Source organism: Euzebya rosea (assembly GCF_003073135.1).
GTDB classification, from domain to species: domain Bacteria; phylum Actinomycetota; class Nitriliruptoria; order Euzebyales; family Euzebyaceae; genus Euzebya; species Euzebya rosea.
Map to the genome: position 1 here is coordinate 1 of NZ_PGDQ01000031.1, position 18,064 is coordinate 18,064.

Annotated in this window: 14 protein-coding genes and 1 tRNA gene; 10 read left to right on the forward strand and 5 right to left on the reverse strand. The window is 70.4% G+C overall.

Annotation, left to right across the window (positions count from 1 at the left end; genetic code table 11):
* Positions 1-70: 70 nt before the first annotated feature.
* A tRNA-Thr gene (locus CUC05_RS23905) sits at positions 71-148 on the reverse strand.
* Positions 149-309: 161 nt separating this feature from the next.
* On the opposite strand from CUC05_RS23905, the gene CUC05_RS23910 reads away from it, so the two are divergent.
* From CUC05_RS23910 to CUC05_RS23920, 3 genes are all read left to right on the forward strand, one after another.
* Positions 310-618 carry a DUF3263 domain-containing protein gene (locus CUC05_RS23910; RefSeq protein ID WP_108668667.1) on the forward strand — a complete coding sequence of 103 codons (309 nt, stop codon included), beginning with the start codon at positions 310-312 and terminating at the stop codon, positions 616-618.
* Between the two features lie 11 nt (positions 619-629).
* Positions 630-1,214: a LytR C-terminal domain-containing protein gene (locus CUC05_RS23915; protein WP_108668668.1), complete on the forward strand. Its 585-nt coding sequence runs from the start codon at positions 630-632 to the stop codon at positions 1,212-1,214.
* Positions 1,215-1,303: 89 nt separating this feature from the next.
* Positions 1,304-2,821 carry a GGDEF domain-containing protein gene (locus tag CUC05_RS23920; protein ID WP_108668669.1) on the forward strand — a complete coding sequence of 506 codons (1,518 nt, stop codon included), beginning with the start codon at positions 1,304-1,306 and terminating at the stop codon, positions 2,819-2,821.
* Positions 2,822-2,830: 9 nt separating this feature from the next.
* On the opposite strand, the gene CUC05_RS23925 is transcribed toward CUC05_RS23920, so the two are convergent.
* Positions 2,831-3,652, reverse strand: a complete 822-nt coding sequence (locus CUC05_RS23925) for an HAD family hydrolase (RefSeq protein ID WP_108668670.1) — start codon at positions 3,650-3,652, stop codon at positions 2,831-2,833.
* Between the two features lie 248 nt (positions 3,653-3,900).
* On the opposite strand from CUC05_RS23925, the gene CUC05_RS23930 reads away from it, so the two are divergent.
* Entirely contained in the window at positions 3,901-5,982 is a 2,082-nt protein-coding gene (locus CUC05_RS23930) for a putative bifunctional diguanylate cyclase/phosphodiesterase (protein ID WP_157965965.1), read from the forward strand.
* On the opposite strand, the gene mtnA is transcribed toward CUC05_RS23930, so the two are convergent.
* The 3 genes from mtnA to CUC05_RS23945 are packed head-to-tail and all read right to left on the reverse strand — an operon-like array spanning position 5,979 to position 9,650.
* Entirely contained in the window at positions 5,979-7,001 is a 1,023-nt protein-coding gene (mtnA, locus tag CUC05_RS23935) for an S-methyl-5-thioribose-1-phosphate isomerase (RefSeq protein WP_205712523.1), read from the reverse strand. The two genes, CUC05_RS23930 and mtnA, sit on opposite strands and share 4 nt — an antisense overlap.
* Before the next feature lie 8 nt (positions 7,002-7,009).
* On the reverse strand, positions 7,010-7,582 hold the full coding sequence (locus CUC05_RS23940) for a DUF5317 domain-containing protein (protein WP_108668673.1): 573 nt from the start codon (positions 7,580-7,582) through the stop codon (positions 7,010-7,012).
* Positions 7,583-7,592: 10 nt separating this feature from the next.
* On the reverse strand, positions 7,593-9,650 hold the full coding sequence (locus tag CUC05_RS23945; RefSeq protein WP_108668674.1) for a putative bifunctional diguanylate cyclase/phosphodiesterase: 2,058 nt from the start codon (positions 9,648-9,650) through the stop codon (positions 7,593-7,595).
* A 265-nt stretch (positions 9,651-9,915) separates the two neighbouring features.
* On the opposite strand from CUC05_RS23945, the gene CUC05_RS23950 reads away from it, so the two are divergent.
* The 6 genes from CUC05_RS23950 to CUC05_RS23975 all read left to right on the forward strand — a co-directional run bounded on the left by CUC05_RS23950 (position 9,916) and on the right by CUC05_RS23975 (position 17,769).
* Positions 9,916-11,331: an AAA family ATPase gene (locus CUC05_RS23950; RefSeq protein WP_108668675.1), complete on the forward strand. Its 1,416-nt coding sequence runs from the start codon at positions 9,916-9,918 to the stop codon at positions 11,329-11,331.
* A 13-nt stretch (positions 11,332-11,344) separates the two neighbouring features.
* On the forward strand, positions 11,345-12,304 hold the full coding sequence (locus CUC05_RS23955) for a substrate-binding domain-containing protein (RefSeq protein ID WP_108668676.1): 960 nt from the start codon (positions 11,345-11,347) through the stop codon (positions 12,302-12,304).
* Positions 12,305-12,342: 38 nt separating this feature from the next.
* Positions 12,343-14,190, forward strand: a complete 1,848-nt coding sequence (locus tag CUC05_RS23960; protein WP_170128107.1) for a substrate-binding domain-containing protein — start codon at positions 12,343-12,345, stop codon at positions 14,188-14,190.
* A 76-nt stretch (positions 14,191-14,266) separates the two neighbouring features.
* Positions 14,267-15,031, forward strand: coding sequence for a hypothetical protein (locus CUC05_RS23965; protein ID WP_108668678.1), 765 nt, complete (start codon positions 14,267-14,269; stop codon positions 15,029-15,031).
* Positions 15,032-15,811 carry a PspA/IM30 family protein gene (locus tag CUC05_RS23970; protein WP_108668679.1) on the forward strand — a complete coding sequence of 260 codons (780 nt, stop codon included), beginning with the start codon at positions 15,032-15,034 and terminating at the stop codon, positions 15,809-15,811.
* A 284-nt stretch (positions 15,812-16,095) separates the two neighbouring features.
* On the forward strand, positions 16,096-17,769 hold the full coding sequence (locus CUC05_RS23975; RefSeq protein WP_108668680.1) for a cell wall-binding repeat-containing protein: 1,674 nt from the start codon (positions 16,096-16,098) through the stop codon (positions 17,767-17,769).
* Positions 17,770-18,064: the final 295 nt, after the last annotated feature.

The following is an 18,064-nucleotide window of genomic DNA, read 5'->3' on the forward strand; positions in this document are numbered from 1 at the left end:
TTTACAAGAGCGACGCTCTGCCAACTGAGCTATCCCGGCGTGCGCAGAAGGATATCTGCTGCACGGTCAGAGCCGGGAGCGCTGTGACATCGGAGCTCGCGACATTCGCTTCACGAGAGCGACGCTCTGCCAACTGAGCTATCCCGGCGTGCGCAGAAAGGATAGCGGGCGGGGCGAGTGCCGGGAGTGGGCTCACCGAGCGGTCGTGGGCGTGGAAGGATGAGGTGAGCCGGGGGGCGACATCGTCGGAGATCCTTCGGGGAACGGAACCTCCTGCCTACGATCGGGCGGCACCCGACAGGAGCGCACATGTCGAACACGCAGACCAGCGACGCAGTCAAGCCCCTCACCGCTCGTGAGCGGGCGGTGCTGGCGTTCGAACGCGACACCGCGGTCAGGGACGCCAACAAGCAGGAGGCCATCAAGGAGCACTTCGGCTTCACGCCCTCCTACTACTACGCCATCCTCGCCGACCTGCTGGACCGTCCGGAGGCCGAGGCCATGGATCCGCTGCTGATCCGGCGGCTTCGTCGCCGACGTGACCAACGGTCGTTCCGGGGTGACGCTGGGCTGTCCGAACAGGTCGGTCGTCCCGGACGACGCCCTGCCACGAAGTAGTGTCTGCGGGTATGGACGGATTCGACGACGGCCCGGCCGAGCCCGGAACCTCTATCGCAGCCCCGCTGATCCGAGCGCTGCTCGCAGCTGCGCTCGCGTTCGGCGTGTACTGGCTGGTCTTCCAGCCCGACCCCGTGGACGAGATGGCGCTGTCGTCCACGCCGACGCCGGACGTGGTCGCCACGGTCCCGGCCGAACCGTCGACGGCTGCCTCGGTGCCCGACATCGTCTCCACCCCGACGCCGTTGCCGTCGCTGACCGACGCCGAACCGCTGCCCGGTGACGGGGTCAGCGCCCAGCTGCTCAACGGCACCGACGACCAGGAGAAGTTCGACGACGTGGTGCAGACCCTCGTCGACCTCGGTTACGACGTGACGCAGTCCGGCCGTGCCCGCAACGACTACGCCGAGACCACGATCTTCGCGACCGCGGGGCAGGAGGAGGCGGCCGCCGCGCTCGTCGCCGCCGACCCCCGGTTCACCACCATCGGTGACAACCCGGGCAACCTGACGACGGAGATCGACATCCACATCGTCGTCGGGGACGACTGGACGGTCACCGAGTCCGCTCCGGAAGCCGGTGCCACCGAGGGCTAGTCCTCAATAGGCATTTCCTCGCACGCCTCCGGGGCCGACAATGGCAGCCGAAACGGACCTGTCGGGGGTTCGTAGAGAAGGCGGCGAGGATGAGGGATGTCGTGTCCCGTGAACGGGTACCCGCCCAGGTCGTGGGTGCGTGCACGGTGGTGCTGCTCGCGCTGACCGTCGTCGGTCCCGAGGACCGGGTCGGCGTGCGTGCGGTGGCGTGGCTGCTGATGGTCGGGACCTGCGTGTGGGCACGGTTCCAGCCGTTCCCGCGGATCGGTTTCCTCGACGGGCTGACCCTCTGCGCGGCGATGTTCGCGACGACCAACCTGCTGCGGTGGCTGGCCCCCGAGCAGGTCGTCGTCGCCGACATGGCGAACTCCGCAGGGTCGGTGCTGCTCCTGGTCGCGGGTGCGCTGTTCGTCAAGCGGGCCCGTCCCAGGGAGGGCCTCGACGTGGTTCTGGACGGCCTGATCGTCAGCACCGGGATGGTCATGCTGCTCAGCACCGCCATGCGGGTCTGGCGTCCCGACGCCCCGCCGATGGGGTCGGAGTCGCTGTTCACCATCCTGGTCATCGTCGGGGTCGCGATCTGGCTGCGGGTGCTCGTGTCCACCAACTCCGTTCCCCTGCGGCTGTTCGCCGCAGCCGCGCACCTGTCCCTGCCGCCCAACCTCGCGATCGCGCTTGAGATGCACGGCACCCACCGGCCCATGTGGGTCGACGCCCTCACCGTTGCCGGGATCATGCTGCTCGTCCTGGCCGTCGCGCACCCCGACATCGACCTCGACCTGACCCCACGCACGCCGTCGACCTCCGGGTCGGCGACGTGGCAGGTGGTCGGCCTGGGGTCGTGCATGTTGTTCTTCCCGGTGGCCGCCGCGGTCCGGTGGAGCGGTGGGATCACGACGATCGCGTCGGACTGGGTGCTCGGGACGGTCCTGACGTTCCTCTTCGTCGCGCGCTTCCAGCACCTGGTCGTCCAACGCGACGAGTACCGCGACACACTCGTGCAGCGGCTGCACACCGACGAGCTCACCGGCGCGGTCAGCCGTGCGGGACTGGTCGAGCTGGTCGGGCAGCTCCTCGGGCGGGGCGCCGACGGGTGCAGCTCCCTGCTCTACATCGACGTCGACCGGTTCAAGGTGGTCAACGACACCCACGGGCACGCGGCAGGGGACACCGTGTTGCGAGAGGTCGCGCGTCGACTGGACCGGGCCACCGGTCCTGCCCACGTGGTCGGCAGGTTGTCCGGTGACGAGTTCGCGATCGTCCTGAATGACACGTGCGGCAACAGGGACCCCGAGTCGGTGGCCGAGGACTGTCGGCACGCCCTGCGCCGCCCCATCCAGCTCGGCGACGACGCGCAGGTGGTGATGAGCTGCTCCATCGGGTGGACGGTCATGCGGCCCGGTGACACCGTCGATGACGTCCTCGACCGGGCCGACACCGACATGTACCGGCACAAGCGTCGCCGGGCCGGGGACCGGGCGGAGGACCGCGAGGCTGGCGACGGGCGTGGCGACGGGCCACGCGTCGAGCGGGGGCAGCTCGCCGCAGCGAAGCACGAGGTCGAGTCCGCGCTGCAGGACCAACGGCTCGGGTCCTCGCTGGCCTGACCGCCAGGGTCAGCGGCCGCGGCTCCGTGCCGTCAGGGCGGCGTCGATCACCAGGGCCACACCGGCGCCGTGGGACCGGTCGGCCAGGAACCGGTTGCCGTCAGCCGAGCCATGGCCGTTGGCGACCGTGACGTAGGTGCCGACCACCTCCGCCATGGTCCGGTCCTCCTCGGAGTCCCCGACGGCGACGGCACGATCGGCAACGAGCCCACGGTCCTCGAGGTCCGCGGCGACGCTTGCGGCCTTCCCCACGCCACGCGGGATCAGGTGGTACGCCCGAACCCCGTCGAGATCGGGCCAACCACCCGTCGAACCGTTGTCGAGCAGGCGCGCCCAGCCGATGCCTGCGGCGGCCAGGCGTTCGTTGGCGACGGTCGTGTCGACGCGGCCGTGCAGCAGGACCCCACCGAGACGGCCGTCGTCCCACGGGCTGTAGACCCGGATCCGGCCGGGGAAGCAGTCGAGCACCAGCTGCAGGGCGCCGGTCTCGACCAGCGCTGACCTCGGCGTGTCGGCGATGTCGGTTGGGCACGCGCCCCACGCGATCCGCGCGTCGCCGTCGACGAGTCTGACGGTACCGGCCTCCGCGATCGCGCCGTCCAGTCCGAGCAGGCGGACGTCACCGCGCAGGTCAGCCACCCGCCGACCGGACACGGCAACGACCAGCAGCCCGTCCTGCCGCGCACGAACCAGCGCGGCCACCCCGTCCAGCGTGGGGCGCCCCTCACCGTCGGCCAGGATCGATCCGTTCCGTCCGAGCAGCGTGCCGTCGAGATCGGTGTAGACGATCGCTGGTGGTGGCAGGGTCGCGAGGTGTGCGTCGAGGTCCACGACGCGAACCGTCTCACGAGCCGACGCACGACCCCAAACGGAGGCTTGCGCCCGACGAGCTTGACAGGGGACCGCACGATCGGTGGACATTCGTCGAACCCGCTCGCGTGGAAGGGCACGATGCGTGGGGCTGCCTCCGATCCGTCGGCGCGAACGGCCCCTAGCATGCACTTCGCGACGCGGTCGCAGTCCCGCTGTGGTCACGAACCCCGTCCGCTGATGACCTCGACCCTGGAGCTTTCGACAACGTGCTGAGCGGTCACGCTGCGGTGCCACGGTGGCGGTGGCACTACCGGACACTCGTCGTGCTCGTGGCCATCATGGGCGCGGGGCTGTCGGTCGGAAGCGTGCTGGTCGACCGCACCTCCGGCGTCGGCGAGGCGCCGTTGCTCGCGGTGGTGTTCACCGCGTTGATCGTCGTGGGCGAGATCTGCCCCGTTCGTTGGTTGCGGCGCAACGGCACGACGTTCATCGCACCCTCGTGGGCCTTCGTGACCGCGCTGCTGTTCACGAGCGAGGGAACCCTGGTCATCGCGGTGACGCTGGCAACGAACATCGTTGCCGGCGTCGTCCGGCGCCGCTCCCCGGTCCGGGTGGTGTTCCAGGCCGCGATGCGGGCCATGGCCGTTGCCGCCGGCCTCGGCGTCCTGGAGCTGCTGGGGCACCGGACGACGCTCGCCGACGGTGCCCCGCTGACAACTTCCTGGGCGCTCGCGGCCGTGGCCGGACTGCTGACGATCCACGTCTGCGCCACCGTGTTGCTCGCCGCCGCCGTCGCCCTGGGACGGGGGTTGCCGCTGCTCGGGGTGCTGCGTCGTGACGCCGTCGTGGGGTTGTCCACCGAGGGGCTCCTCCTGGCGCTCGGACCGGTGCTGGCCGTGCTCGGCCGGGCGTCCCCCGCGTTGCTCGTTCCCCTGCTGCTGACGTGGTACCTCGTCTTCAGGTCCGGCGAGATCGCCGCCGCCCGTCAGCACGAGGCAACCCACGACGCCCTGACCGGCCTGCCCAACCGTCGGCTGTTCCTCGAACGGCTTCGCGACGCCGTGGCCACCCGCGGTCTGCACTCCACGGGGGTGCTCGGGGTCATGATCGTGGACCTCGACGACTTCAAGGAGATCAACGACAACCTCGGCCACGACGTCGGTGACGCGGTACTGATCGAGGTCGGGACCCGGCTGCGCGAGGAGATCGGTTCACGAGCCGTGGTCGCGCGCCTCGGCGGTGACGAGTTCGCGCTCATGGCGTCCTCCGACGACCCCGACGGCATCCTGCGTCTTGGACAGCAGGTCCACGCAGCCCTGGCCCGGCCGGTCGGATCCAACGGCTTCCCGCTGACGATCTCGGGCAGCGTCGGCATCGCCACGAGCGACCCCGGACGGCCTACCCCGCCGGCCTCGAAGCTGATGCGACGCGCGGATGTGGCCATGTACTCGGCCAAGGCCTCCGGTGCCGGTGTCCGCATCTTCGGCAACGACGTCGATCGCGACGACGCGCCCGGTCGCCTGTCGCTGGTCTCCCAGCTGGGCTCGGCCATCGAGGCGGGCGAGCTGACGGTCCACTACCAGCCGATCACCGACGTCCGGCGGGGCATGACCGACCGGCTGGAGGCGCTGGTCAGGTGGGAGCACCCCACCCTCGGACGGATCGGGCCGAGCGACTTCGTGCCGATGGCCGAGCAGACCGACCTCATCGGTCCCCTCACCGCGCGAGTGATCGACGAGGCGCTGCGCGACTGTGCCGGGTGGGTCCGTGACGGACACGACGTGGGCATCGCCATCAACGTCTCGGCGCGTGTCCTGCACGACCTCCGGTTCCCCGTGGTGCTGGCCGACGCCGCGCGCCGGGCGAACCTGCCACCGTCGGCCATCACCCTGGAGATCACCGAGAACAGCGTCCTGCGCGAACCGGGACGGGCCGCGCGGGTCCTCGCCGAGCTCCGGGCGCTGGGCGTCCGTGTCTCCGTGGACGACTTCGGGACCGGCTTCTCCTCGTTGTCGAGCCTTCGGGACCTGCCGCTGGACGAGCTGAAGATCGACCGCCGCTTCGTGGGAGCGATCCTCGACGACACCGACGACGAGATCATCGTCCGGACCGTCGTCGCGCTCGCCAACCAGATGGGCCTGTCCACGGTCGCGGAGGGTGCGGAGACCTCGGCCATCGCCGACCGCCTGCTCGAGCTCGGGTGCGACGTCCTCCAGGGCTTCCACCTGGCCCGTCCGATGCCCGCGCTTGACGTGGGGGAGTGGCTCGCGAACCGGCCGCGCGTGGTCACCCTCGACCCCGCACCGCTCGTGCTGCCCCCGGCGGGGCATCCACCGAGCCCGGGCTAGGGCGTTTCCCCGCGGGAGGTCATGATCACTCGCTGGTCGGTCACGATCGCATGGATCAACGCGGCGGGCGTCACGTCGAAGGCGGGGTTGATCGCCGGGGTGTCGGGAGGTGCCGTGCGGCTGTCGCCGAACCCGCCGACCTCGGCCGCGCCGCGGTCCTCGATCGGTATGGCTGCACCGTCGAGGGTGTCGTGGTCGATGGTGGACTCGGGTGCGACGACGACGAGCGGCACCCCCGCGTGGCGGGCTGCCAGGGCGAGGGAGAAGGTGCCGACCTTGTTCGCCGTGTCCCCGTTGGCCGCGATCCGATCGGCGCCGGCGAGCACGATGTCGGCCGCACCCCGGGACAGCAGGAACGGTGCGGCGCTGTCGACCACCAGGTGGTGGGGTGCGCCCATCCGGCCGAGCTCCCATGCGGTCAGGCGCGCCCCCTGCAGCAGGGGACGCGTCTCCAGCGCGAGGCAGTCGGCCAGCCGCCCGCGCTCGTGGAGGGTCTGCACGACGGCGAGCGCCGTGCCCCGACGGACGGCAGCCAGGCCCCCGGTGTTGCAGATCGTCATGGCGCGGACGTCCCGGTCGCCGAGGAGCTCGTCGATGAGGTCCGCGCCCCTGGTGCCCATCGCGATGCTGGCCGCGATCTCCTCGCGGTACACGGTGTGTGCCTCGTCCAGCACTGCCCCGAACCCGTCGGCCAGGCGAGCGGCCACCCGATCGGTCATGCGGGCGAGGTTGACGGCCGTGGGTCGGGCCGTCCTGATCGACTCGATGGCAGCGGCGAGTTCGGCATCGGGGACCGTTGCCACCGCCAGCGCCACGCCGTATGCGCCGGCGACGCCGAGCGCGGGTGCCCCCCGCACCGACAGGCGGCGGATGGCCGCCACCAAGTCGGACACGGTGGTGACACGCAGGACCACCTCCTCGTGGGGCAACGCCGTCTGGTCCACCAGCTCGATGTGGCCGTCGACCCAGGTGATCGTGTCCGTCATCGTCCGGTCGGTCGTCTCTGGAGGCGGCTGCATGCTGCCAGTCAACCTCGTGCGGCCACGTCCTGCCGCGGCGCCGGTGCGTCCGGACGTGCCGGTGACCGGGTGTCGGATCGCGGGAGCTGCCACAGCAGCAACGCCAGCCCGGTGATCAGCACGACGTCCCCGACGGAGAACACGTTGGCCAGCGGCATCCCGTCGGGGATGGCGAAGACGTCGCCCAGGAACCACAGGGCCGAGTCGGCGCCCGCGCTGTTGACGAACCCGCCCTGCGGTCCGAGCCCGGCAGCGGACAGCCCGCTGGACCTGGCGGGCATGACCCCGCCGTTGCTGGCCATCGCCGTGACGTTGAGCAGCGCGCCGACGCCGACCAGCCACAGTCCCCGGACCCGACGGTTCGCCCACAACCAGGCAACGGCCGCCGCGTAGGTGAGCGCGTGCAGGCCCAGGGCGACGGCGTACCACGCCTCGATGACCTCCAGCGCGACCGCCTGGGCGAGCACGACGACGACGGGCAGCCATGGTGCCCGCAGGTCGATCCCGGCGAGGGCCCCGGCGTCGCGGCGCAGCAGCACCCAGGCCAGCACGACCGTCCCGGCCGCGACGAGGACGATCACCGGAGGCCGTTCATCGTTCGACGACCGTGAGGTCCACTCCGTGCTGGCCACCCGGGTCGAGGGACGTCCGGCCGGACATCCAGGCCAGGGTCTCCTCGGCGCCCAGCGGACGGCCGATGCCCCAGCCCTGCACCTGGTCGAAGCCGATGTCGGCGAGCGCGCGGAGGGTTGCTCGGTCCTCCACGCCCTCTGCGATGGACCTGAGGTCGTGGATGCGAGCCAGCTCGACGAGGGTGCGCAGGAGCGCGACCCCGCGTTCGTCGCCGGTGTTGGTCACGAACGACCGGTCGATCTTGAGCTCGGTCAGCGGGATGTCCTTGATCATCGCCAGCGAGGAGTGGCCGGAACCGAAGTCGTCGAGGGACACGCCCACTCCGCTGTCGACCAGGCGGCGCAGCGCCCGGCGACACCCTGCCAGGTTGGACATCAGCGCGGTCTCGGTGATCTCCAGCACCAGCCAGCGGCTCTCGATGTCGTGATCGCGGAGCGTCCGCAGGACCGTGTCGACGAACCCGGGATCGGCCAGGTTGAGGGGGGACACGTTCACGCTGATGGAGACCGGGTGGCCTTCGTCGTGGAGGCGGCGCAGCATCACCACCGCGTCGCCCAGGACCCGCTCGGTGAAGCGGCCGATGAGGACGCCCGTGGCCTCGAGGTCCCGCACGAACTCCCACGGTGGGATCGGCCCGTGCTGGGGGTGGTTCCACCGCGCCAGCGTCTCGAAGCCCATGACCGCCTCGGTTCGGGAGTCGACCAGGGGTTGGTAGACCATGTGCATCTCGTCGCCGTCGATGGCCCGCTCGAGCGCCTGGACGTGCTGGCCGTCGCTGCTCTCCGGGTCCGCCAGCAGGTAGGGCAGCCCACGGCGCTTGCCGGCGTACATGGCGGCGTCGGCCGCACGCGTCAGCTCCCCGAAGCGCGACCACCCCGGACCGCTCGTCGCCACACCGATCGCCCCGGTGACCTCCAGCGGCACACCCTCGACTGCGTCGACCTCGACCGGGTCGACGAAGGCCTCCGACGCGACCTCGGCCATCTCCACGGCAACGTCCGGGGACGAGACGTCCGACAGGACCACCGCGAACTCGTCGCCGCCGAGGCGCGCCACGAGTGCAGACGGTGGCATCCGGTCGCGCAGCCGGCGGGCGATCTCGACGATGACCTCGTCGCCGGCGTGATGGCCCCATGTGTCGTTGATCGCCTTGAAGCCGTTGAGGTCCACGAGGAGCACGACGACGCGTCGGCCCGACCGAGCCGCCCGGTCCAGCCCGGCCTCTGCCTCCTGCTCGAGCGCGCGGCGGTTGAGCAGTCCGGTCAGCGGATCCTCGGTGGCGTCCCGTTCGTGCTCGCTGGAGATCCGCGTGGACATGTGCACGACCGGCGTGAGGACCATCGCCAGCGGCAGCAGGACGGGGTAGTGGGTGCCGACGACGACCAGCACGGGCCCGAGGGGGAGCAACATCCCGTCGCTGGGCAACGTGGAGAAGAAGTCCCGCCGCAGGACCGCGACGGGGGAGTCCCCCTCCACCGCCGACAGCACGAGGGCCACGAGCACCGTGGGGACGGTGTAGATCACCACGAAGGCGGCCAGCAGGGTCACGAGCACCATGGGGTCACGGGGGTCCACCGTCGCCAGGTCCTGCGCACCGCCGGCGCGCACGACGACGGTCCCCAAGTGGATGGAGAGCGCCATCATCGCGGTGTTGAAGGCGGCCTTCTGTGGTGCAGCCCGGTCCAGGAGGTCGGCGAACAGCGTCCCGGCGGCAACCGCCAGCGTGGCGCCGTACCCGGGAAGCACGAACACGAGCGCGCAGGAGTAGGCGAGCGAGACCGTGATGATGCTGGCATCGCTCGGACGGATGGTCCGCAGGGGCCGTACCTCGGCGACGACCATGCTCGCGAACAGCAGGCCGGCGAGCCAGGGGACTGCCGGCACGAACCCGGAGTCGACGCCCACCGCCACCGCGTGCGCACAGGCCAAGGCGCCCGCGCCGACCACCCCGGCCACGATCGCGGGGAGCAGGTGCGGGCCCCAGGTGCGTTCGCTGTGGGCGGCCCGCAGGCTCATCGGATCAGTTCCACTTTCGCGGCGCAGCGACCGCGGCGATCACCGCCACCAGGGCCATGCCCTTGTAGAACGCGAGCTTCCACTTCGTGGTGGTGGACTTCGTCATGACTGCTCCAGCTGAGGGTACGGGCTTCCGGGAACACGAACGGCGGACCATGTCCCGCGTCAAGGGCCTCGGCACGAACGTCCGGAACCTTTAGCAGAAACCTGACCGCAGTCTTCCATTCGACGATCCGGCGGTCCCATGCGGCAGACTGTGGAACCCGTGAGTGATTCCCTGCGCGTCCCCGTCCGTGATTTCGTCGATGGGGTCACCCCTGCCCTGACCGAGCTGGGCAGCGCCGAGCCGCGGGCTGACGTGGTCGCCGAGGCCTACGAGATCGTCAGCGCGTTCGTCGATGCCGACGGCACGCACACCGACGAGGAGCTGTGGGCGCTGATCGGCGCGTTCAGCGGGCTCATGGACACCCACATCCACCACGCCACGCCGGCCGACATCCGCGCCACGGGGTTGATCGCCGGCAAGCGCAGCTTCATCGACAGCGCCTCGTTGATGTTCGACACGCTCATCGTCGCCGACAAGGCCCGTGGGACCAACCACGCCTGGACCTACTACGTGCATGCGCTCCGGCTGGCCCACCATGTCGCTGCGCTCGACAGCGTGACCCAGCATGCCGAGCTGGAGGCCATCGAACGGTTCCGGCGCACCCTGCTGGGCTCCATCAGCGCGGCGGGCCTGCCGCGCGGCGTCCGGAAGCAACCCACCGCAGGGAGCGCGTCCCCGACCGCGGGCACGCCGGCCGGGGCTCAGGCGGCCGAAGCGGTCGAGGAGGACGTGCCGGTCGAGATCGAGCTGCCGCCGGTCCGTCCGCTGGAGGAGCTGCTGGAGGAGCTCGACGGCCTCGTCGGCCTCGACGCCGTCAAGCGGGAGGTGAAGCTGGTCACCAACCTCCTGCAGGTCCAGAAGCTTCGTGCCGAGAAGGGCCTGAAGGTGGGGGACCAGAGCCACCACCTGGTGTTCACCGGGAACCCCGGGACCGGCAAGACCACCGTGGCCCGGCTGCTGGCGCAGATCTACCGGACGCTCGAGGTCGTCCCCAGGGGCCATCTCGTCGAGACCGACCGGTCGGGCCTGGTCGCCGGGTTCGTCGGCCAGACCGCCACCAACGTCGTCAAGGTCTTCGACTCCGCCAGAGGGGGGATCCTCCTGATCGACGAGGCGTACTCGTTGGTCCGGGGCGGGGAGAAGGACTTCGGGCGGGAAGCCGTCGACGCGATCGTGAAGCTCGTCGAGGATCGGCGCGACGACACCGTCGTCATCATGGCCGGCTACACCGACGAGATGGCCGAGCTGATGTCGTCCAACCCGGGACTGCGGTCACGGTTCCCCCAGACGATCCACTTCCCCGACTACACCACCGAGGAGCTCGTGCGGATCGCCGAGCTGATCTCCGGGGGGTCGGACTACCGCTTCGACGACGAGGCCAAGGTGCGGCTCGCCGAGCTGCTCGACGAGGTCCCGCGCGACCGTGGATTCGGCAACGGCCGGTTGGCCCGCAACGTGTTCGAGGAGTCCGTCCAGCTGCACGCCACCCGGGTGGTGGCCATGGAGGACCCGTCGGCGGACGACCTCGCGACGCTGACACCCGAGGACCTGCCCGAGCGGATCGTGACCTCCTGATGGGGAGCTGTCGATGAAGCAGGCGCTGGCGTTCGTCGTCGCGGTCGCCCTCGTCGGCGGCGCGTGGTTCGTGCGGACCGAGTTCATCGCCCCGACCGACGACCCGGGCGGCACCGACCCGGCCGAGGATGTCGCCGAGCAACCCGTGACCGGCCTGGCGGTCGCGTGCGACGCCGTGCTCGGCACCGCCTGTCCCGCCGGCTCGGCGCGGCTGGGCAGCCAGGCCCTGGTCGACGCCTTCAGCACCCCCGACGTCGCCCACGACGTGCTGGTCGCCCCGACGGTCGTGGTGGAGATGATCGAGGAGTCGGGACGGAGCACCACGACCCTGTCAGACGATCGTCGAGTCGTGGCGACCTCGCCGATCGTGCTGGTCGTCGCGTCGGGTCGGGAGACGGACGTCATGGACTGCGGACCGACGTGGACCTGCGCATCGTCGTTGGTGACGACCGGTGACCTGCGACCGGCGTTCGCGGACCCGTCGACCGACACCGAGGGCATCGCCGGCGTGGCTGCCCTGGCGGGCGGCTACTTCGCCGAGGCGGGTGCGCCGTTCAACCTGACGGGCTTCTCCACCGGTGGCTTCATCGGCTGGCTGGACGCGGTGCAGCGCGAGAGCACGGTCAGCCCCTCGGGGGTGGAGAACATCATCCGCTTCGCCGGGTCGCAGAACGACAGCGCGGTGGTCACCGAGGCAGAGGCGCTGGACGTCACCGGACGGGCCGCGCAGAACGTGCCGGTCATCCTGTATCCCGAGCCGGTCGCGTCCCTGGCGGTCGTGGCGGTCGCCGTGGGCGACGCCGATCCCGACGATGCCCGCGACGTCGGCGAGCAGGTGGGGGCGCAGCTCCGCGACGCCGGCTGGCGGGGCCCGGACGGGGCGTCCGCTGACGGCGGCCCGGCCGTGGGCGAGGACGACGGGCTGCCCTCGGGTGGAGTCCTGGTCGCCCTTCGGCAACGATGGGAGCAGTAGTCATGCGTCGAGGGGCGCGATCCGCGAAGGGGAACACCATGTCACGCCGAGCCAACCTTGCCGCCGTGCTGCTCGTGCTGTCGCTGCTCGCCGCAGCCTGCATCCCCGGCGGCGGGGGCGACGACCCGTCGACCGACACCGCAGCCGAGGGCGAGTTCTCCGACGCGGATCCCGGGGACTGCGTCACGGTGGACATCGCGGTGTCGAGCGAGAAGATCGACCTGATGAACGACCTCGCCCGGGAGTTCAACGACGCCGGTGAGGAGATCGACGGCCGCTGCATCTTCGTCCGCCCGCTCCGCAAGGCGTCCGGCAGCGCGGCCACGCTGCTCGCCGAGGGCTGGGACGAGGACCTCGAGGGGCCGCGGCCCGTCATCTGGTCGCCGGCCGGGTCGGCCTGGGGCGGTGTGCTCAACCAGCAGCTGATCGACGCAGGACAGGCGCCGATCGCGCCGACCGACTTCGAACCGTTCATGCTGACCCCGCTGGTCATCGCGATGCCGGAGCCGATGGCCGAGGCGCTGGGGTATCCCGAGGAGCCCGTCGGCTGGAACGACCTGCTCGAGCTGAGCCAGAACCCCGAGGGCTGGGCCGCCTACGGCCATCCCGAATGGGGGCCCTTCCGCCTCGGCAAGACCAACCCGAACTTCTCCACCTCCGGGCTGGCCGCCCTCATCGCGCAGTACTACGCGCTGGCCGGCAAGACCCGCGGGTTGACCGGCGAGGACATCTCGCGTGCCGACGTGGTCGACAACGCGCGCACCATCGAGAGCGCCGTCGTGCACTACGGCGACACGACCCTGACCTTCCTCAACAACTGGTACCGCAACGACGTCCGTGGGACGGCGCTGACCTACGCCTCGGCGGTGGCCATCGAGGAGGTCAGCCTCATCAACTACAACCGCGGCAACCCCGACGGCGTCATCGAACCCGGTGAGGAGGTCGTGCCGCCACGCATCCCGCTGGTCGCGATCTACCCCGAGGAGGGGACGCTGTTCAGCGACAACCCGTTCTTCGTGCTCGAGGACGCCGAATGGGTCGACGCCGACGAGGTCGCAGCCGCACGGGTGTTCACCGACTTCGTGCAGCGTCCGGAGAACCAGGAGCGCGTGCTGGAGTTCGGGTTCCGTCCGGGCAACATCGAGGTGCCGATCGGTGATCCGATCATCGCGGAGAACGGCGTCGACCCCGCCCAGCCGACCACCACGCTGGAGGTCCCGGAGCCGGGCGTCCTCGTCGACCTGATCGAGCAATGGGGACGAACCCGCAAGGCCGCCCAGGTCCTGCTGGTGCTCGACGTCTCGGGGTCCATGGCCGACTTCGCCTCCGACGACGGGTCACGCGAGACCAAGCTCGACCTGGCGACCCGGGCGGCCACGACGGCACTGGAGCAGTTCATCGACGACGACATCGTCGGACTGCGCACGTTCTCCACCGACATCGCGATCGACGCCGACGGGCAGCCGCTGGACTACCTCGACGTGGTGCCACTCGGTCCGGTCCGCCAGAACGAAGCGGCGTTGCAGCAGGCCCTCGCCGGGTTGTTCCCGGTGGCCGGCACGCCGCTGTACACCGTGACCCGGGACAGCTTCGCCGACATCGTCGAGGTCTACGACCCCACGCGAATCAACGCCGTCGTGCTGCTGACCGACGGCGTCAACGACGATCCCCGCAACTCCGACCTGGGGGGCCTGCTGACCTACCTCGAGGAGCAGGCCCGCGGCGAGACCGCCGCGCAGGTGCGTGTCTTCCCCATCGGCTACGGGCGCGACGCCGACTTCAACGTGCTCGAGCAGATCGCCGTGGCGACCAACGCGACCAGCTACGACGCGTCCGACCCGCGGTCCATCGACCAGGTCTTCACCGCGGTGATCTCCAACTTCTGACGGGGCGATCACGAGCGGTCCCCTACGGAGAACCACTGATGTCCAACCACCCCCGGAACCGCTAGGCTCCGCGCCGATGACGGCCATCGAGGACCAGTCGCTGAGGGATCGGTTCCTCACCCCGGGTGTTGCCCGGGCGATCACCGCGCCCTCGTCGATCCTGCTGCTGGGCGGCGCCGCCGCGGCGGGCATCCTGCTGGGGGGCCCGATCATCGGCGCCGTCCTCGGCGTCGGCGCGTACGCGGGTCGGGTGGCCGCAGCCATCCCGCGTCGCGGCAGGGGTGAGGAGATCAACCCGAGGGCGTTGCGCTCCCCGTGGCGGGAGTACGTGCTGGAGACGCAGTTCGCCAAGGCGCGCTACGACAAGGTCCTGTCCTCGGCGAAGCCGGGGCCGCTCAAGGACCGGCTGACCCTCATCGGGGACCGCATCCAGGACGGCGTACGGGAGTCCTGGCGGATCGCGCAGCGTGGCCAGGCGCTGCAGGACGGCCTGCACCAGCTCAACACCAGCCAGGCCGAACGCAGCCTCGCCATGGCGAGACAGGAAGCCCAGCGCCATGCCAGCGACGCCAACCTGAAGCGGGTCGAGGCCCTGGAGTCCCAGGTCGCCACCGTGCGTCGGCTGGAGACCGTGACCCAGCAGGCGGCCGAACGGCTGCGGCTGCTGGACGCCCGCCTTGACGAGGCCGTCGCGCGTGCGGTCGAGTTGTCGCTGTCCGGAGACTCCGGCCAGCTCTCGGGGCTCGACTCCCACGTCGACAGCCTCGTAGGAGAAATGGAAGCGCTGAGAGTGGCGCTGGAAGACACCGGCGGTGGAACCGCCCAGATGGGAGTTGCGTAGATGTTCAAGCTGATCAAGAGGTCCTGGAACTACCTCGTGGCGTTGTTCACGGGGAAGTTCAACGAGGCCGCCGATCCGAAGGTCCAGCTCGAGCAGGCGATCCTCGAGGCGCAGGAGCAGCACCGGAAGCTGAAGGAGCAGGCGGCCAACGTGATCGCCAACCAGAAGCAGACCGAGATGCGCCTGAACCGGTCGATGGAGGAGCTCGAGAAGGTCACTCGGTCCGCCCGTCAGGCCGTGCTGATGGCCGAGGACGCCACCAAGAAGGGTGACGCCAAGAAGGCGCAGGAGTACACCGCCGCGGCGGAGTCCTTCGCCAACCGCCTGATCTCCATCGAGCACGAGGTGGAGAACCTCAAGGCGCTGTCGCTGCAGTCCGCGCAGGCCGCCGACCAGGCGAAGTCCGCCGTGCAGCAGAACTCCACCGCCCTGCAGAAGAAGCTGGCAGAGCGCCAGCAGCTCATGGGGCAGCTCGACCAGGCCAAGATGCAGGAGCAGATGAACTCCGCGATGGCCTCGTTGTCGGAGCAGGTGGGGCAGGACACACCGACCTTCGACGAGGTCCGCGACAAGATCGAGCGGCGCTACGCACAGGCCAAGGGTGCGCAGGAGCTCCAGGGCGAATCGATCGAGGGTCGGATGCTCGAGATCGAGCAGGCCGCACTCAACACCGAGGCCCAGGCGCGCCTGTCGGAGATCCGCTCCCAGCTGGGGCTGGACGGGGCCAGCGAGGCCGCTCCGGCCGCCGAACCACAGGTCGAATCGGGCGAGACGGCCTGATCGGGTCCAGTTCGCCGGATCCAGTACCATAGTTCCAGCAATAAATCAAAATAATGAACGCTGTTCGATGGCGCTCGTGGTAGTCGAGCGGCTATAGTCAGGCTTCCGGCGGCCCACCGTGTCCTCCCCCCCGGCACGGCGGGCCGCCGATCTTCTTGTGTCCGGACATCTCGCTGGTCTGCGGAGGCGGCGGGTCGAGTCCCCGCGGGATCGGACCGTCTGGACCATCGGCCACTGTCGAGGTGGTCAGGTTGTGGGCCAGAGTGACGACACACTCTGTTGTGATGCACATGATGGCTCCCTCCCCGCTCCTCCGCCGTCGGCTGCTGGGCCTTGCCGCTCCTCTTGCGGCGCTGCTCGCGGTCGCGCTGCTGGCCCTGCCCTCCGCTGCACAGGACACCGGTCACGAACGCCTCGTGGACCTGACGTTCCCCCTGTCCGGGCCGAACTCGTACATCGACAGCTTCGACCACGGGCGCTCCGGCAGCCGGACCCACCGGGCCACCGACCTGATGGCGGACAAGCTGGTGCACGTGCATGCCGCGGTCGGGGGCACCGTCTGCTACGTCAAGGGTGACGGCGCCAGCAACATCGAGCTGTCCGGCTACATGCTGGAGATCTGCGGCGACGACGGCCTGGAGTACTCCTACATCCACCTCAACAACGACACTCCGGGCACCGACGACGGACAGGGTGGCGACGAGTGGGCCTTCGCGCCGGGCATCGAGGAGGGCGTGCGCGTCGAGCGAGGCCAGTGGATCGGATACGTGGGCGACTCGGGCAACGCCGAGAACACCGGAGCCCACCTGCACTTCTCCATCCACGACGACAACCAGTCCGAGGAAGCCGGATACGTCAACCCCTATCGCAGCCTCCTGGCCGCGCAGGATCGTGGCGACGTCCCCCCACCCCCCACATCCGACGGCGGCTCGGGTGGGCCCACCGACGAGCCCGACGACACCCCGTCCAACGGCCCCGACGAGGCGCCCACCGACGAACCGTCGGAGGACCGCAACCTCAGCATCGCCCGGCTGGCTGGCTCCAACCGCGTCGCCACCTCCATCGCGTTGTCGCAGGCCGAGTGGCCCGACGACTCACGCGCCGTGGTCATCGTGCCGGCCGGGTCACACGCAGAAGCGCTCGTCGCGGCCCCGTTGGCCGGCCTCATCGACTCCCCGGTCCTGCTCTCCGGCGCCGACGGCCTCGAGGACGCCGTCATCGAGGAGATCGTCCGCCTCGACCCGCTCAGCGCCTACGTGATCGGTGACGAGGGTCAGCTGTCGGCACAGGTGATGGACGACCTGGAGGACATCGGCGTGCGGTTCCGTGCCCGCTTGGAGGCCGACGACCGGTACGAGCTCAGCGCGGTCGTGGCCGACGACATCGCGTCCTACCAGGAGCCGGCGCGCATCGATCGGGTCTACCTGGCGCTCGGCGACGCCGACGACGCCAGCCGTGCATGGCCGGACGCCCTGTCCGCCAGCGCGCTGGCCGCCCACGACCACGCACCGGTGCTGCTGACGGAGGGTGATCACCTTCCTGACGCGGTCGCCGACCTGCTGACGGAGTACCGCCCCGACGAGGTCGTCGTCATCGGCGGCACAGCCGCCATCCGTGACGCCGTGGCCGAGGAGGCTGCCGAGCTCGCCGACGCCGAGCTGGTGCGGATCGCGGGCGTCACCCGGTACGCGACCAGCGCGGCGGTCGCCGACGTGGCTCGCGACGCGGGCCTGGACGACGACGACGTCTGGGTCGCCACCGGCCTGGACTTCCCCGACGCCCTGGCGGCCGGCCCGGCGGCTGCACGAAGCGGCTCGCCGCTGCTGCTGATCGACGGCAGGAACCCGGCGGGTGCGCCGGCCAGCACCGACTGGCTGGGCCGCCACGCGGAAGGCCTGAAGGTGGTCGGTGGGACGGCCGTGATCACCGAGGACGTCGTGGACGCCCTCAGCCGCTGAGCGGCGTCCCGAGGAATTTCTTCGCGGAGGGGTTTGCCGTCAGGCGCGGCGGGGCAGCTTCGCCCCATACGGTTCCCCGACAGGACCGAAGAAGGATCATCACAACGGGGCAGGAACCCCCTCATCCTCCGCCCCTTCACGAAGGGCCGCCTTCCCCCAGGCGGCCCTTCGTTCTTTCTTCCCAGCTGATTCCGGCTTCCCAGCTGATTCCGGCGCTAGTCCGTCTGTGGCAGGGGCCGGCCCGGGAACTCTGCTTGCCCAAGGGGGGGCTCCGCAGGCTTCGCCCCCCTTTCGA

Coding starts and splice junctions, on each gene's coding strand:
- CUC05_RS23910 (WP_108668667.1), top strand. CDS start 310: ATGTCGAACACGCAGACCAGCGACGCAGTCAAGCCCCTCACCGCTCGT.
- CUC05_RS23915 (WP_108668668.1), top strand. CDS start 630: ATGGACGGATTCGACGACGGCCCGGCCGAGCCCGGAACCTCTATCGCA.
- CUC05_RS23920 (WP_108668669.1), top strand. CDS start 1,304: ATGAGGGATGTCGTGTCCCGTGAACGGGTACCCGCCCAGGTCGTGGGT.
- mtnA (WP_205712523.1), bottom strand. CDS start 7,001: ATGCAGCCGCCTCCAGAGACGACCGACCGGACGATGACGGACACGATC.
- CUC05_RS23945 (WP_108668674.1), bottom strand. CDS start 9,650: ATGAGCCTGCGGGCCGCCCACAGCGAACGCACCTGGGGCCCGCACCTG.
- CUC05_RS23955 (WP_108668676.1), top strand. CDS start 11,345: ATGAAGCAGGCGCTGGCGTTCGTCGTCGCGGTCGCCCTCGTCGGCGGC.
- CUC05_RS23960 (WP_170128107.1), top strand. CDS start 12,343: ATGTCACGCCGAGCCAACCTTGCCGCCGTGCTGCTCGTGCTGTCGCTG.
- CUC05_RS23965 (WP_108668678.1), top strand. CDS start 14,267: ATGACGGCCATCGAGGACCAGTCGCTGAGGGATCGGTTCCTCACCCCG.
- CUC05_RS23970 (WP_108668679.1), top strand. CDS start 15,032: ATGTTCAAGCTGATCAAGAGGTCCTGGAACTACCTCGTGGCGTTGTTC.
- CUC05_RS23975 (WP_108668680.1), top strand. CDS start 16,096: ATGCACATGATGGCTCCCTCCCCGCTCCTCCGCCGTCGGCTGCTGGGC.